General features: G+C 73.4%; 15 protein-coding genes and 1 riboswitch. Of the genes, 10 read left to right on the forward strand and 5 right to left on the reverse strand.

What is annotated here, in order from left to right; genetic code table 11:
* Positions 1-3 precede the first annotated feature (3 nt).
* The 4 genes from AB0O29_RS12870 to AB0O29_RS12885 all read left to right on the forward strand — a co-directional run bounded on the left by AB0O29_RS12870 (position 4) and on the right by AB0O29_RS12885 (position 2947).
* Complete coding sequence (locus tag AB0O29_RS12870) at positions 4-984, forward strand: DEDDh family exonuclease (RefSeq protein ID WP_365150443.1); 981 nt, start codon at positions 4-6, stop codon at positions 982-984.
* Positions 985-1075: 91 nt separating this feature from the next.
* A complete protein-coding gene (locus tag AB0O29_RS12875) occupies positions 1076-1309 on the forward strand; it encodes a hypothetical protein (protein ID WP_365150446.1) in 234 nt (77 codons plus the stop codon).
* A gap of 80 nt (positions 1310-1389) precedes the next feature.
* On the forward strand, positions 1390-2181 hold the full coding sequence (locus tag AB0O29_RS12880) for an SURF1 family protein (protein ID WP_365150449.1): 792 nt from the start codon (positions 1390-1392) through the stop codon (positions 2179-2181).
* A 10-nt stretch (positions 2182-2191) separates the two neighbouring features.
* Positions 2192-2947 (forward strand): SDR family oxidoreductase, encoded by a 756-nt coding sequence (locus AB0O29_RS12885; protein WP_365150452.1) that lies wholly within the window; start codon positions 2192-2194, stop codon positions 2945-2947.
* Between the two features lie 147 nt (positions 2948-3094).
* Here the strand turns inward: AB0O29_RS12885 and AB0O29_RS12890 are convergent, their stop codons facing one another.
* The 3 genes from AB0O29_RS12890 to AB0O29_RS12900 all read right to left on the reverse strand — a co-directional run bounded on the left by AB0O29_RS12890 (position 3095) and on the right by AB0O29_RS12900 (position 6225).
* On the reverse strand, positions 3095-3874 hold the full coding sequence (locus AB0O29_RS12890; RefSeq protein WP_365150455.1) for an enoyl-CoA hydratase/isomerase family protein: 780 nt from the start codon (positions 3872-3874) through the stop codon (positions 3095-3097).
* A gap of 177 nt (positions 3875-4051) precedes the next feature.
* Positions 4052-4273, reverse strand: coding sequence for a helix-turn-helix domain-containing protein (locus AB0O29_RS12895; protein ID WP_007263382.1), 222 nt, complete (start codon positions 4271-4273; stop codon positions 4052-4054).
* A 353-nt stretch (positions 4274-4626) separates the two neighbouring features.
* Positions 4627-6225: an ABC-F family ATP-binding cassette domain-containing protein gene (locus tag AB0O29_RS12900; protein WP_365150458.1), complete on the reverse strand. Its 1599-nt coding sequence runs from the start codon at positions 6223-6225 to the stop codon at positions 4627-4629.
* A 220-nt stretch (positions 6226-6445) separates the two neighbouring features.
* On the opposite strand from AB0O29_RS12900, the gene AB0O29_RS12905 reads away from it, so the two are divergent.
* Together AB0O29_RS12905 and AB0O29_RS12910 are read left to right on the forward strand one after the other, a co-directional pair.
* The gene (locus AB0O29_RS12905) at positions 6446-7336 is read left to right on the forward strand and encodes a neutral zinc metallopeptidase (RefSeq protein ID WP_365150461.1); all 891 of its coding nucleotides are present in this window, start codon (positions 6446-6448) and stop codon (positions 7334-7336) included.
* Positions 7337-7405: 69 nt separating this feature from the next.
* Positions 7406-7801 (forward strand): VOC family protein, encoded by a 396-nt coding sequence (locus AB0O29_RS12910; RefSeq protein WP_365150464.1) that lies wholly within the window; start codon positions 7406-7408, stop codon positions 7799-7801.
* A 118-nt stretch (positions 7802-7919) separates the two neighbouring features.
* Here the strand turns inward: AB0O29_RS12910 and AB0O29_RS12915 are convergent, their stop codons facing one another.
* Both AB0O29_RS12915 and AB0O29_RS12920 read right to left on the reverse strand, forming a co-directional pair.
* Complete coding sequence (locus tag AB0O29_RS12915; protein WP_365150491.1) at positions 7920-9239, reverse strand: hypothetical protein; 1320 nt, start codon at positions 9237-9239, stop codon at positions 7920-7922.
* A gap of 287 nt (positions 9240-9526) precedes the next feature.
* Positions 9527-10657, reverse strand: a complete 1131-nt coding sequence (locus tag AB0O29_RS12920) for a hypothetical protein (RefSeq protein ID WP_365150467.1) — start codon at positions 10655-10657, stop codon at positions 9527-9529.
* Between the two features lie 369 nt (positions 10658-11026).
* Between AB0O29_RS12920 and AB0O29_RS12925 the strand changes: the two genes are divergently transcribed.
* The 4 genes from AB0O29_RS12925 to AB0O29_RS12940 form a co-directional block, all read left to right on the forward strand.
* On the forward strand, positions 11027-12295 hold the full coding sequence (locus AB0O29_RS12925; protein WP_365150470.1) for an inorganic phosphate transporter: 1269 nt from the start codon (positions 11027-11029) through the stop codon (positions 12293-12295).
* 28 nt (positions 12296-12323) lie between these two features.
* Positions 12324-12545, forward strand: a complete 222-nt coding sequence (locus AB0O29_RS12930) for a hypothetical protein (RefSeq protein ID WP_365150473.1) — start codon at positions 12324-12326, stop codon at positions 12543-12545.
* A gap of 188 nt (positions 12546-12733) precedes the next feature.
* Positions 12734-12820, forward strand: a riboswitch (cobalamin riboswitch).
* Between the two features lie 58 nt (positions 12821-12878).
* Positions 12879-13847 carry a cobalamin biosynthesis protein gene (locus AB0O29_RS12935; RefSeq protein WP_365150476.1) on the forward strand — a complete coding sequence of 323 codons (969 nt, stop codon included), beginning with the start codon at positions 12879-12881 and terminating at the stop codon, positions 13845-13847.
* On the forward strand, positions 13844-15433 hold a 1590-nt coding region (locus AB0O29_RS12940), incomplete at its 3' end, for a cobyric acid synthase (protein WP_365150479.1). The genes AB0O29_RS12935 and AB0O29_RS12940, both read left to right, overlap by 4 nt.

A 15433-nucleotide genomic window follows, 5' to 3' on the forward strand; every position in this document is an offset into this window, starting at 1 on the left:
TCTATGACCATGCTCGACGACCGTACGACCGCAGACACGACGTGGCCGACCGCGTACCCCCGGGGGTACGCGGTCGTCGACGTGGAGACGACCGGGCTCGCTCGCGACGACCGGATAGTCTCCGCGGCCGTCTACCGGCTCGACGCTCGGGGCGACGTCGAGGACCACTGGTACACCCTGGTCAACCCGCGCCGGGATCCCGGGCCTGTCTGGATCCACGGGCTGACCAGCGAGATGCTCGCGGACGCGCCCCTCTTCGAGGACATCGCCGGGGAGTTCGCCGAGCGGCTCGCCGACCGGGTCCTCGTCGCGCACAACGCCATCTTCGACTGGCAGATGATCGCCAGGGAGTACGCGCGGGCCTCGTCGGCGGCGCCGGTGCGCCAGCGGCTGTGCACCATCGCCCTGTCGAAGGAGCTGGACCTGCCGCTGCCCAACCACAAGCTGGAGTCCCTCGCCGCCCACTACGGGGTGGTCCAGCAGCGCGCCCACCACGCGCTCGACGACGCCCGGGTGCTGGCGGAGGCCTTCCGTCCGTCGCTGCACGCGGCCGCGCGGGACGGCGTACGGCTGCCCCTGCTGGAGTGCCGCCCGCTGACGGAGTGGTCGGACTCCCCCGCCCGCCCCCGGGTCGGCTACCAGGCCTCGTACGGGGGCGGGGGCAGCTGGCGCGCCTCGCGGAAGCTGACGCCCTCCCCGTACCCGAACCCGGGGCGGTTCGAGGACGGCAGGCCGCTGAAGCAGGGCATGCGGGTCGCCTTCTCGGGTGACACCTCGGTGGACCGGGAGCTGCTGGAGGACCGGGCCGTGGAGGCCGGGCTGCACGTGGCGTCGAGTGTGTCGCGGCTCACCAGCCTGCTCGTGACCAACGACCCCGACTCCTCGACCTCCAAGACGGTCAAGGCCAAGGCCTTCGGCACCCCCGTGGTGGACGAGGCGGCCTTCACGCAGCTGCTGCGGGACGTGGCGCCCGCCGGGGAGTAGCGGCCCGGGCGTTGCTCCGGGCGGGTGCAGGCGCGGCGACTCACCCCGGTGGATCTTGTTCCGGTCCGCCGGCCCGCGAAGCATGCGGCGCATGGCACGTTGTGAGGTCTGCGGAAACGATTACGGCATGTCCTTCGAGGTTCATGCGCAGGGCCAGGTTCACGTCTTCGACTGCTTCTCCTGCGCCATCCACCGCATGGCGCCGATCTGCGAGCACTGCCGGGTGCAGATCATCGGGCAGGGCGTGGAGGTCGAGGGGCAGTGGTTCTGCGGCGGGCACTGCGCCCGCGCGGAGGGGAAGGTGGGCATCGTCGACCGCGTCTGACCCGTCCGCTTTCCTCCCCCTCCACCCCGGAAGGCCACCCGGCCTCCGGGGTCTTTCCCCCGGCGGGTACCGTCATGGGCGTGTACCGCTTCTTGCTGACCCGGCAGTGGGTGTGCCTCACCCTCATCGCCCTCGTCCTCATCCCCGTGATGATCAAGCTGGGGTTCTGGCAGTACCACCGCCATGAGCACCGGGTCGCCCAGAACGAGCTGATCGCGAAGAACCTGTCCGCGAAGCCCGTGCCGGTGACCGAGGTCACCTCCCCCGGCCACACCGTCCCGCGGTCCGACTACTGGCGCGCCGTCACGGCCACCGGTACGTACGACTCCGCGCACGAGGTCGTCGTGCGGATGCGCACCTCGAACGACGACAAGGTCGGCTTCCAGGTCCTGACCCCGCTGGTGCTGGGTGACGGCCGCGTGGTGCTGGTCAACCGGGGCTGGGTGCCCGGCGGGGACGACCCGACCGCCTACCCGCCGGTGCCGGCCGCGCCCTCGGGCGAGGTGACGGTCGCCGGACGGCTCAAGGCCGACGAGACCAGCGGCGGCAGCGGCATCAAGGACCGCAAGGGCCTGCCCGACCGGCAGGTGATGCTGGTCAACAGCGAGCAGCAGTCCGCCTACCTGGGCAAGCCGGTCCTCGGCGGCTACCTCGAACTGACCTCCCCGCTGCCGCCCGGCGGCGCGCCCGAGGCGGTGGCGGAGCCCGACCACGACTCGATCGGCCCGCACATGGCGTACGCCGTGCAGTGGTGGCTGTTCGCGGCGGCGGTGCCGGTGGGCTGGCTGGTGCTGGTGCGCCGGGAGCGGCGCGACCTCGATGCGGAGGCCGCGAAGGCGGCCGCCGTGGAGCCGGAGCCCGCTTCGGCGTAGGTTGGCCCGCATGGATCTTGGACTGAAGGACCGTGTCTACATCGTCACCGGCGCCACCCGGGGCCTGGGCTTCGCCTCCGCGCGCGAGCTGACCGCCGAGGGCGCGAAGGTGGTGCTGACCGGACGGGACGAGAAGCGGGCGGCGGCCGCGGCGGCCGAGCTGGGGCCGGACGCGGTGGGCCTGGCGGCGGACAACGCCGACGCGGGCTCCGCCGTACGGCTGGTGACGGAGGCCAAGGAGCGCTTCGGGCGGCTCGACGGCATCCTCATCAGCGTCGGCGGACCGGCGCCGGGCGGTGCGGCGGACAACACCGACGAACAGTGGACGGCGGCGTTCGATTCGGTGTTCCTGGGCGCGGTGCGGCTGGCCCGGGCGGCGGCGGAGGAGCTGGGCGAGGGCGGGGTCATCGGCTTCGTCCTGTCGGGCTCGGTGCACGAGCCGATCCCCGGCCTGACCATCTCCAACGGCCTGCGGCCGGGGCTGGCGGGCTTCGCGAAGTCCCTGTCGGTGGAGCTGGGGCCGCGCGGGATCCGCGTGATCGGGCTGCTGCCGGCGCGGATCGACACGGACCGGGTGCGGGAGCTGGACTCGCTGTCCGGCGACGCGGTGGCCGCGCGGGCGTCGCACGAGGCCCGGATCCCGCTGCGGCGGTACGGGACGCCGGAGGAGTTCGGCCGCACGGCGGCGTTCTTCCTCTCGCCGGCGGCGTCGTACCTCACGGGCGTCATGCTCCCGGTCGACGGCGGCTTCCGGCACGGCTTCTAGCCGGGCGCCGCGGGTGCGGGTGCGGCGCCGTTCCCGGGGGCTCCGCCCCCGGACCCCCGTGCCTCAAACGCCGGCGGGACTGGATTCTGCCGCTGCGCGGCAATTCCAGCCCGCGCGGCGTTTGAGCGCACCGGGTGGGCAGGGGAACTACTCCGAGAGCCCCGCCAGGTCGCGCAGGCGGCGCGCCTGGGCCGCGCGTTCGGCCGAGCGCTGGTCGTCGTACGTGCGCCCCGGCGCCCCCCGCAGCAGCGCCTTCGTCTCGATGACGGCGTCCCGCGGCGGAGCCAGCAGCGCGGTGGTGAGGTCCTGGACCGCGGCCTCCAGTTCGGCGGCCGGGACCACGAGGTTCGCCAGGCCCACCCGCTCGGCCTCCTCGGCGTGCACGAACCGCCCCGTCGCGCAGATTTCGAGCGCGCGGGCGTAGCCGACCAGGGCGGTCAGCGGCTGGGTGCCGGCCAGGTCGGGGACCAGCCCGAGGCTGGTCTCGCGCATGGCGAACTGCACGTCGTCCGCGACGACCCTCAGGTCGCACGCGAGCGCGAGCTGGAAGCCGGCGCCGATGGCGTGCCCCTGCACGGCGGCGATGGAGACGATGTCATTGCGCCGCCACCAGGTGAAAGCCTCCTGGTACTCGGCGATGGTGGAGTCGAGCAGTTCGTCGGAACCGCGCGCCAGATCGAGGAAGGACGGCTCGCCCTCGAAACCCTCGGGGGTGAACGCCTGACGGTCGAGCCCGGCGGAGAAGGACTTGCCCTCGCCGCGCAGCACGACCACCCGGACCGTGCCGGGCAGCGACCTTCCGGCCTCCGCCAACGCCCGCCAGAGCGCGGGGGATTGAGCGTTTCGCTTGGCCGGATTGGTCAGCGTCACCGTGGCGACCGTGTCGTCGATGGTGAGCCGTACGCCATCCTTGTCGAGCAGAGCCATCTGGTGCCTCCGGTGTGCAGTCATGGCCGGACTCCCGGCCTAAGTGACTGCACAGTAACCACCCGGTCGGCCATGGAGCCGACCGGGGGTCACCGAAAGAACCATGCGGAACCATGCGTGGAACGGAACGGAGCTGTCGGACGGTCCTCGGCACCGGCCCCGGCCTGTCGGCCAGGGTCAGGCCGCGGCCGCCTTCTTTCCGCGCGTCGCGCCACCGCGACCACGCAGCGTGACTCCGGACTCGCTGAGCATCCGGTGGACGAATCCGTAGGACCGGCCGGTCTCTTCGGCCAGCGCCCGGATACTCGCACCGGAGTCGTACTTCTTCTTCAGGTCTGCCGCGAGCTTGTCGCGCGCGGCGCCGGTCACCCGGCTGCCCTTCTTCAGAGTCTCGGCCACCCGTGCCTCCTCGTGGGAAGTGCGCTCTGTGCTTCTCATGATCACCCCTCCCCGGCTTCCTGGCCACCCATTCAGCAAGGTCGGTACGGCGGCATTTCTCAGCCCGTGGACGCGCGAGCAGAACGGAATCTTCTCTTCCGCTGCATGACCTCCGTCACATTCCTCCGCCGCCGGAGGGAATCGGCAGGTCAGGGGCGCGGCGCGGAAAACAGCCGACCCCGGTCACGCATCCGGGAGGATGCGGCCGGGGTCGTTGTACAGAGCGCGACGGTACGAGACGGTCTCACTCAGATGATGGATCACGTCTGCGCCGAATGATCCATACGGGACTGGATCAACCCGGCGGGAGGGGATCAGGCGAGGGCGACCAGGTCACGGTAGTCCGGGCCCCACAGGTCCTCGACGCCGTCCGGGAGCAGGATGATCCGCTCCGGCTCCAGGGCCTCCACCGCGCCCTCGTCGTGGGTGACGAGGATGACGGCGCCCTTGTAGGTGCGCAGCGCGCCGAGGATCTCCTCGCGGCTGGCCGGGTCGAGGTTGTTGGTGGGCTCGTCGAGGAGCAGCACGTTCGCCGAGGAGACGACCAGGGTGGCCAGGGCCAGACGGGTCTTCTCACCGCCGGAGAGCACGCCCGCGGGCTTGTCCACGTCGTCGCCGGAGAACAGGAAGGAGCCGAGCGTCTTGCGCACCTCGACCAGGTCCAGGTCGGGGGCGGAGGAGCGCATGTTCTCCAGGACCGTGCGCTCCGGGTCGAGCGTCTCGTGCTCCTGGGCGTAGTAGCCGAGCTTGAGGCCGTGACCGGGGACGACCGTGCCGGTGTCGGGCTTCTCGGTGCCCGACAGCAGGCGCAGCAGCGTGGTCTTGCCGGCGCCGTTGAGGCCGAGGATGACCACGCGGGAGCCCTTGTCGATGGCCAGGTCGACGTCGGTGAAGATCTCCAGGGAGCCGTACGACTTCGACAGGCCCTCGGCGGTGAGCGGGGTCTTGCCGCAGGGCGCCGGGTCCGGGAAGCGGAGCTTGGCGACCTTGTCGGAGACGCGGACCGCCTCCAGGCCGGAGAGCAGGCGCTCGGCGCGCTTGGCCATGTTCTGGGCGGCGACGGTCTTGGTCGCCTTGGCGCGCATCTTGTCGGCCTGCGAGTTCAGGGCCGCGGCCTTCTTCTCGGCGTTCTGGCGCTCGCGCTTGCGGCGCTTCTCGTCGGCCTCGCGCTGCTGCTGGTAGAGCTTCCAGCCCATGTTGTAGATGTCGATGACCGAGCGGTTGGCGTCGAGGTAGAAGACCTTGTTGACCACGGTCTCGACCAGGTCGACGTCGTGGGAGATCACGACGAAGCCGCCGCGGTAGGTCTTCAGGTAGTCGCGCAGCCAGATGATCGAGTCGGCGTCGAGGTGGTTCGTGGGCTCGTCGAGGAGCAGGGTGTCGGCGTCCGAGAAGAGGATGCGGGCGAGCTCGACGCGGCGGCGCTGACCGCCGGAGAGGGTGTGCAGCGGCTGGCCGAGGACCCGGTCGGGGAGGCTGAGGGCGGCCGAGATGGTCGCGGCCTCGGACTCGGCGGCGTACCCGCCCTTGGTGAGGAACTCGGTCTCCTGGCGCTCGTACTGCTTGAGCGCCTTCTCGCGGGTGCCCCCGGAGCCGGTGGCGATGCGCTCCTCGTTCATCCGCATCTTCTTGATCAGGACGTCGAGGCCGCGGGCGGAGAGGATCCGGTCGCGGGCCAGGACGTCGAGGTCGCCGGTGCGGGGGTCCTGCGGGAGGTAGCCGACCTCGCCCGAGCGGGTGATGCTGCCGGCGGCGGGCTGGCCCTCGCCGGCGAGGCACTTGGTGAGGGTGGTCTTGCCTGCTCCGTTGCGGCCGACGAGGCCGATGCGGTCGCCCTTGGCGATGCGGAAGGAAGCGGACTCGATGAGGACGCGGGCGCCGGCGCGCAGCTCGACGCCGGTGGCGGTGATCACGGAAATACTCCAGAGCGGTATGGACGGCGGCAGAGGGGGGCGGGACGCGCGTTCTTCGACGCCGCTAATCCGCGAGGAGATTTGCCATGGAGCCATTCTAACGGGGGTGCGCAACCACTTTTCGGTGCCCGGCCCTCACCCGTTCGGCCCAGGGGCCACGCCGGGCGGGCGGGGCACGTATCAGGATGAAGGGGTTGGCCACGCGTGGAGGGCGGTGCGCATGCAGTTCGACGACGACGCGGATCTGGACACGTCCGAGGTCAAGGACGTACGGAACAGCCGCATCCCGGGCGGGCGGGCCACCATCGGAGGCGGGGTCGTCGGGCTGATCGCCCTGGTCCTGGGCCTGCTCTTCGGGGTGGGGCCGGACCAGCTGGGGCTGTCCGACGGGAATCCGCAGCCGGCCTCGACGACCTCCTCGGTCGCCCAGGTGCAGCAGAGCTGCAAGAAGGGCAGTGACGCGAACGCCCGGGAGGACTGCCGGCTGGTCGCCGTGGTGAACAGCACACAGGACTTCTGGAGGCAGGAGTTCCAGCGGCGCGGCGGGAAGTACACCCCGGCGTCGACGGTCTTCTTCTCCGGCCAGGTGAACACCGCCTGCGGGGCGGCCAGCAAGGCGGTCGGGCCCTTCTACTGCCCCGCCGACCGGCAGGTCTACCTGGACCTGGGCTTCTTCGACGACCTGCGGACCAAGTTCGGGGCCACCGGCGGCCCCTTCGCGCAGGCGTACGTGATCGCGCACGAGTACGGGCACCACATCCAGAACCTGACGGGGACGCTGGCGCGGGCCCAGAACGGCCAGACGGGCGCGAACAGCAACGCGGTGAAGGTCGAGCTCCAGGCCGACTGCTACGCGGGGGTGTGGGCGCACAACGCGACGAGGACCCCGGACAAGTCGACGGGACGGCCGCTGATCACCAACCTCACCGACGCGGACATCCGGGACGGGCTGGACGCGGCGGCGGCGGTGGGCGACGACCGGATCCAGGAGAAGTTCCAGGGGCGGGTGACCCCCGAGTCCTGGACGCACGGTTCGGCGGAGCAGCGCCAGCAGTGGTTCTACCAGGGCTACCGCACGGGCGACATGGCCCAGTGCAACACCTTCCGCTGAGTGTCAGTGGCGCCTGCCATGCTGTGACGCGGGTCACTTTGGTGCCCGTCACGAGAGGGAGTGATCGTCATGGCAGGCGTTCCGTCCATCTACCCCGCGCTGCTCTACCGCGACGCGAAGGCAGCGATCCAGCAGCTCACCGAGGCGTTCGGGTTCACCCAGGTCGCGGTCTACGAGGGTGACGACGGCTCGGTGATGCACGCCGAGCTGGCGTACGGCAACGGCGCGGTGATGCTGGGGAGCAAGGGGCGCGGCGGGGTCTTCGACAAGGTCATGGAGGCGGCCGGCCCGGCCGGGGTCTACATCGTGGTCGACGACGTGGACGCCCATCACCGGCGGGCGGCCGAGCACGGCGTGGAGATCCTCATGGAGCCCACCGACCAGGACTACGGCTCGCGGGACTACATGGCCCGGGACGCCGAGGGCAACGTCTGGAGCTTCGGCACGTACGCCCCGCAGCTCTGACGGGGCCCCGCGCCCCGTGAGGGGCGCGGGGAACCGCGCGACCGGCCACGGACGGCCCGCGGGCCGCCACCGGCAGGGCCGCCCACGGCGCGGGGTCGGGTAAAGGCCCGGCCAGGGCTCACGCGCCGCCGGTGTGGACCTGGAAAGCGGCCCGCCGGACCGCCTTGGCCAGGGCGGGGTCGGGGTGGGCGGCGGCCAGCGCGACCAGGACCTGGACGGTGCGCGGGTGCCCGACGGCGCGGACCTCGTCGAGCAGCCGGGGCACCGTGGTGCGGACCGCGGAGTCGAGGTGGCGGGCGAGCAGGTCGGCCTCGCCGTGGTCGGCGATGGCCGCGGCCGTGTCCACCCAGAGCCAGGTGGACTCCTCGGGCGTGAGGACGTCCTGGGCCTCGTCCGGGTCCACCCCGTCGTGCTCGGCGAGCCAGAGCAGGGCGTAGGGGCGCAGGGCCGGTTCCCGTACGGCCGCGCGCACCTCGGGCTCGGCGGGGGCGCCGACCACGCGCAGGGCCTCGAAGGCGAGGCCCCGCAGCAGGGCGTCCTCGCCCCGGGCGGCGTGCAGCAGCTCGCTGACGGCGTGGCCGACGGGCCGGGCGGCGAGCCAGGCCCGGTACTCGGCGCGGGCCGGTCCGGGGGTGAGCCGGGCGCAGCCGTGCAGCATGGCGGCGGCGGACTGCTCGATGTTCCCGGCCGGGCTCTGGGCGGCGACGCAGATCTGCTCCAGCTTGACCCAGACGGCCCAGCTGCCGAGCGGGGTCAGGGTGGCCCGCGCGGGGCCGAGGGTGACGGCGTCGACGGCGGCGAGTCCGCCCAGCGCCCAGCGCAGCAGCCGGGCGAGCGGGAGGGGGCGCGGTTCCGCGGCGGAGCCCTGGGCGGGTTCCGCTTCGTAGGGGACCTCGCAGCGCTCGTCGCGCAGTTCGGTGACCCGCTGCCCGAGGAGGTCCAGCAGGTCCGGCACGGTCACCGGGCCGGCCGACAGCTGGAGCAGGGACAGCAGCTGGGGCATCGCCTCGACGACCTCGGCGACGGCCGAGGGGGTGATGTCGGCGGGGGCCGGGTGGACGAGGGACCAGGCGTCGAAGAGGGCGACCCAGCCGCGCAGCACGGCGGTGTCGTCCCGGTCCCAGGCCCTCAGCCGCCAGCCGGGGCGGGCCTGGCCGCCGTGGACCTCGACGAGGCCGGAGAGCCGGGCGCGGTCCCAGCCGACCCGGATCTGGCCGTGCGTCAGGCCCAGCTCCGCCGAGGCCTTTTCGACGTCGACGGCGGGCAGGGCGCCGGCCGGTGCGGGGCGGCCGCCGCCGCCCGCGCCGAGGTTCAGCTCGGCCCAGCGGGCCAGCCGTACCGCGTCGGCCAGGGAGGCGCGGGCGCGGTTCGCCAGGTCCGCCGTGGCGGGGGTGCCCGCCGGGGGCCGGGGAGCCGGCCGGGTTCGCCGGTCGGTCACCGCCTTGCGCGCCGTGGCGACGGAGCGCGGGGAGACGAGTCGGAGTCTGGAGTCGCGAGCCAACTGCTCATCAGGCTTTCGGGACGTCACGGAAGCAGTCTCGCCCGTCACTGGCCGAAAGCCCAAACGGAACGGGTCATTTCCACAGGTCACGGGGTGGAGGAACCGGGACAGACCACCCACTGTGTCCCGTCCGCCACACCGCCTTCACTCCAGCGCCACAAGACGACTCCCGGAACCCCTTTTCCGTGAAGCCCCGCCGGCCCCTCCCGATTCACCCGGACGGCTTACATGAGCGAGGTCAGGAACCGCCGCAGGGCCTCCTCGTAGCGGGCCGGGTCGGCGTTCCACATCGCCCCGTGCGCGGCGTCCCGGACGGTGTGCAGGGTGACCAGGTCGGGCCGGGCGGCGGCGAGCCTGCGGGAGGGTTCCCAGGGGGCCAGGGTGTCGTCGGGGCCGTGGAAGAGGAGGACGGGGACTCGGAGCCCGCCGGGGTCCGCGAACGGCGCCCGGTGGTCCGCGCGCAGCCCGGCGCGGCCCTCGGCGGCCCGGACGGCGAAGGGGAGCAGCGGGGCCGGCGTGCGGCGGGCGGCGGCGAGGCCCCGCAGGGTGGTGTGCCAGTCGAGGACGGGCGAGTCGAGGACCAGGCCGCAGATCCGGCCGGCCAGGGCGGAGCGCTCGGCGGCGCGCACGGCCATGGCGGCTCCGGTGGACCAGCCGTGCAGGACGATGCGCCGGGCCCCGTAGCGCAGGGCGTAGCGGATGGCCGCGTCCAGGTCGCGCCACTCGGACTCGCCGAGGTGGCCGAGGCCGTCCGGGGAGGCGGGGGCGCCGAGGTCGCCCCGGTAGGCCAGGGAGAGCACCGGGAGCCGGAGGCGGTTCAGGAAGGGCATGACGACCATCGGGTGCTCCCGGCCGGCGCCGAGGCCGTGGACGGTGATCACCCAGGTCTGCCGGCCCCCGGGGACGAACCAGGCGGGGAGCGGGCCGAGCTCCCCGGGGACGTCCACGTCGGCGTGGTCCAGGCCGAGGGCGGTGCGCGGGTTGCCCGCGTACACCTGCGGGGTGAGGGTGACGCGGGTGCCGGGTTCGAGGGTGCCGTGGCTGACGCGCAGGAGGCGGCGTACGACGGTGGCCGGGTCGTGCGGGACGCCCTCGACGACGGGGCCGACGGCGGCGTGCACCCCGGGCGCGGTCAGCCCGTGGACGCCGGGGCGCAGGGAGGCCAGCGAACGGGTGAGGACGATCCGGCCGCCTTCGGCGGAGTGGACGCTCAGCCGGGGTCCGCCGGGCAGGGGGCGGCCGGGTTCGGGCCGCAGGGCGGCGTCGGCGGCGTACCGGCCGGCCAGGGCCGCGGCCGCTCCGGCACCGATCAGGGTCGTGGTGACGGCCGCGGCCGTCGCAGTGGCGGTACGCACCGCTCCAGTGTCGGGGCGAGGGGGCGGGGCGGCCACCGGAGGGCTCCGCCGGATCCCGACCGGCGGCCGACCGGAGTCCGAGCGGAGTCCGAGCGGCGGGGCCGCGGACCGGGGGCCGGACGGGGCCGAGTGATCTAGCTCTCTTTCACCGCCGCCGAGGGGTCCGTGAACGGGCCCCGGAGCCCTGCCGGGAGGTTCCGTTTACCCGTCCCTGACGTGCATGAATGCCGATAACTACGAAAGAATCGGGACGAAGGGCCTGATGGGAGGCCCATCGGGGACACCACCCCGCCCCAGCCAGTTCATCTTCCGTTCACCCAGGTTGCCTACGGTCGCCGAGCCACTGACGCCAAACAGAAGCCTGGGTAAATGGAGCACATAACGCTTCTCCTCGGGATCGTGATCATCACCGCTCTCGTGTTCGACTTCACGAACGGTTTCCACGACACAGCCAACGCGATGGCCACCACCATCTCGACCGGCGCCCTCAAGCCCAAGACGGCGGTGGCCATGTCCGCCGTGCTCAACCTCGTCGGCGCGTTCATGTCCGTGGAGGTCGCCAAGACGATCTCCAAGGGCCTCGTCAACGAAGAGGGCATCCAGCCCGAAGTGATCTTCGCCGCGCTCGTCGGCGCGATCCTCTGGAACCTGGTCACCTGGCTCGTCGGACTGCCCTCCAGCTCCTCGCACGCCCTGATGGGCGGCCTGATCGGCGCCGCGGTCGCCTCGGCCGGCCTCGGCGCGGTCAACGGCAGCGTCGTCGTCACCAAGGTCCTCATCCCGGCGGTGGCCGCCCCGATCGTGGCCGGTGTGGCCGCGATGCTGGCGACCAAGGTCACCTACCGGCTGAACGGCAAGATCGGGCAGAAGACCTCGGCCAAGGGCTACAAGGCGGGTCAGATCGCCTCCGCCGGTCTCGTCTCCCTCGCGCACGGCACCAACGACGCGCAGAAGACGATGGGCATCATCACCCTGGCCCTGGTCGCCGGCGGCGCCCTCGCCCCCGGCTCCAACCCCCCGGTCTGGGTCATCGTCTCCGCCGGCATGGCGATCGCGATGGGCACCTACCTGGGCGGCTGGCGCATCATCCGCACCATGGGCAGCGGCCTGACCGACCTGCACCCGCAGCAGGGCTTCGCCGCCCAGACCTCGGCCGCGAGCGTCATCCTGGCCTCCTCCAACCTCGGCTTCTCCCTCTCCACCACCCACGCCTGCTCCGGCGCGGTGATGGGCGCGGGCCTGGGCCGCAAGGGCGGTGTGGTCCGCTGGTCCACCGCCACCCGCATGTTCGTCGCGTGGGGCCTGACCCTGCCGGCCGCCGCCCTCGTCTCCGCGGGCGCCGAGCTGGTCATGCGCACCGGTGACGTCGGCGTCACCGCCGTCGCGCTCTTCCTGGTCGCCTCCTGCGTGGCCATCTGGCTGATCTCGCGCCGCCAGGTCGTCGACCACACCAACGTCAACGAGGCCGCCGCCGACGAGGCCGAGCAGCCCGGCGTGGTCACCACCGCCATCGCGGCCGTCGCCGTCCCCCCGGCCGCCGGCACCACCGCCGCGGTGACCGACGAGGACCTCAAGGCCACCATCCCGGCCGCCACGGCGAACCCGGCGACCCCGACGGCTCCGGCCGCCGCGGTCTGATCCCGAGAACGACAGAGGAATCGGCAGTATGAAGATCGACTGGGCAGCACTCGGCTCCGTCTTCGGGGTCAGCCTCTCCGCGACCGTCGCCCTCGTGGCCCTGTTCAGCCTGGGCCTGGTGGGCCTCTCCAAGCACGAGACCGCCACCGAGCAGGGCGGCACCGCCGCCCTGGCCCGCACCGGCGCCTACGCCTGCTTCGCGCTCTGCGCCGCGGCCGTGGCCTACGCCATCTACCTGATCGTCAGCTGAGACCCACCCCGTCTCCGCGCGGCGGCACCGCGTACGAAGGCTCCCCCCGGGAATCCCCGGGGGGAGCTTTCGCGTACCCGGAGCCCCCGGCCGCCCCCTGGTCGCCCCCCGTCCCACCGCAGGTCAACGGTAAGTTGACGGGCGTTCGCGGGGCGTGGTGGACTGCCCGAGCCAATACGGCGGCATGGAGAGGAAGTCCGGTGCGAATCCGGCGCGGTCCCGCCACTGTCACCGGGGAGCGCACGCCGCGCGTGCGCCCCGGGAGCCAGGAACTCTCGCCGCCGGACACGTCGAACCAGGGCGCGGACCCTGAGTGAGGACATACCTGCCACCATGCGTGCCGACCGCGTCTTCGCGTACGGCGTCACGGCGGGCCTGATCGGCGACCGGATCCTCGGGGATCCTCGCCGGGGGCACCCCGTCGCCGCCTTCGGACGAGCCGCCGCCGCCGTGGAGCGCGCCCTGTGGCGCGACGACCGCGCCCGGGGCGTCCTGCACACCCTCGTATGCGCCGGCGGGGCCGCCGCCGTCGGAGCGCTGGGCGCGCGCGCCGTGCGCTCCCGGCCCGCGGCCGCCCGGATCGCCCTGACCGCCGCGGCCACCTGGGCCGTCGTCGGCGGCACCAGCCTCGGCCGGGAGGCCCGCGCCATCGGCGGGGCACTGGCCGCCGGGGACGCCGAGGTGGCCCGGGAGCGGCTCCCCCACCTGTGCGGGCGCGACCCCCAGGCGCTGGACGAACAGCAGATGGCCCGGGCCGTCGTGGAGTCCGTCGCGGAGAACACCTCCGACGCCGTGGTCGGGGCCCTGGTGTGGGGGGCCGTCGCCGGGGTGCCCGGGCTGCTCGCCTTCCGCGCCGTGAACACCCTGGACGCGATGGTCGGCCACAAGTCGCCCCGCCACCTGCGCTACGGCTGGGCCTCCGCCCGGCTCGACGACCTCGCCGGCTGGCCCGGGGCCCGGCTGACGGCCCTCGCCGCCGTGGCCGCCGGCCCCGACCGGCGGGGCGCCGTACGGGCCTGGCGCGCCGACGCCGCCGCCCACCCCAGCCCCAACGCCGGCCCCGTCGAGGCCTCCTTCGCCGGGGCGCTCGGCGTCCGGCTGGGCGGGACCCTGTCCTACGCGGGACGGGTCGAGCACCGGGCCGTGCTCAACGGGGAGCGGGGGCGGCCGGTGGAGGTCGCGGACATCGAACGGGCGGTAGGGCTGTCGCGGCGGGTGACCTGGCTGGCGCTGGGCGCCTGCGTGGCGGTCCGGTGCGCCGTGACGGCGGCGACGGCGAAGAGGAAGAGGGACCGGGCATGAGCGGCACGAGGCGCGGCGGCGGACTGCTGGTCGCGGGTACCACCTCCGACGCGGGCAAGAGCGTGGTCACGGCGGGCATCTGCCGCTGGCTGGCCCGCCAGGGGGTGAAGGTGGCGCCGTTCAAGGCGCAGAACATGTCGCTGAACTCGTTCGTGACCCGGGAGGGCGCCGAGATCGGCCGCGCCCAGGCGATGCAGGCCCAGGCCGCCCGGGTGGAGCCGACGGCGCTGATGAACCCGGTCCTGCTCAAGCCGGGCGGCGACCGCAGCAGCCAGGTGGTGCTGCTGGGCAAGCCGGTGGGCGAGATGAGCGCCCGCGGCTACCACGGCGGCCGCCAGGAGCAGCTGCTCGGCATCGTCACGGACTGCCTGGAGCAGCTGCGGGGCACGTATGACGCCGTGATCTGCGAGGGGGCGGGCAGTCCGGCCGAGATCAACCTGCGCCGGACCGACATCGTGAACATGGGCATCGCGCGGGCCGCGCGGTTCCCGGTGGTCGTCGTCGGCGACATCGACCGGGGCGGGGTCTTCGCCTCCTTCTTCGGGACGACGGCGCTGCTGTCGCCCGAGGACCAGTCGCTGATCGCCGGCTACCTGGTCAACAAGTTCCGCGGTGACGTGTCCCTGCTGGAGCCGGGCATGGAGATGCTGCGGTCCCTCACCGGGCGGGCGACGTACGGGGTGCTGCCGTTCCAGCACGGGCTGGGCATCGACGAGGAGGACGGGCTGCGGGTCTCCCTGCGGGGCGCGGTCCGCGAGTCCGTGGTGGCCCCGCCGGTCGGGGAGGACGTGCTGCGGGTCGCGGTGTGCGCGGTGCCGCTGATGTCGAACTTCACCGACGTCGACGCGCTCGCGGCCGAACCGGGCGTGGTCGTGCGGTTCGTGGACCGGGCCGAGGAACTGGCCGACGCGGACCTGGTCGTCGTCCCCGGTACGCGCGGCACGGTGAAGGCCCTGCGCTGGCTGCGGGAGCGGGGGCTGGCCGACGCGCTGGCCCGGCGCGCCACCGAGGGGCGTCCGGTGCTGGGCATCTGCGGCGGCTTCCAGGCCCTCGGCGAGCACATCGAGGACGAGGTCGAGTCGAAGGCGGGCTCGGTGGCGGGGCTGGGTCTGCTGCCGGTGCGCGTGCGCTTCGCCGTCGAGAAGACCCTGGCGCGGCCGGCCGGTACGGCGCTGGGCGAGGAGGTCTCGGGCTACGAGATCCACCACGGGGTGGCCGAGGTGCTGGGCGGCGAGCCGTTCCTGGACGGGTGCCGGGTGGGATCGGTGTGGGGCACGCACTGGCACGGCTCGCTGGAGTCGGACGGCTTCCGCCGGGCGTTCCTCCGCGAGGTCGCGGCCGCCGCGGGGCGCCGCTTCGTGCCGGCGCCGGACACGTCGTTCGCCGCGCTGCGGGAGGAGCAGCTGGATCTGCTCGGTGACCTGATCGAGGAGCACGCGGACACGCGTGCGCTGCTTCAGCTGATCGAGGGCGGCGCCCCGGCGGGCCTCCCGTTCCTCCGCGAGGTCGCGGCCGCCGCGGGGCGCCGCTTCGTGCCGGCGCCGGACACGTCGTTCGCCGCGCTGCGGGAGGAGCAGCTGGATCTG

This window comes from Streptomyces sp. NPDC089915, from assembly GCF_040684675.1.
GTDB lineage: Bacteria > Actinomycetota > Actinomycetes > Streptomycetales > Streptomycetaceae > Streptomyces.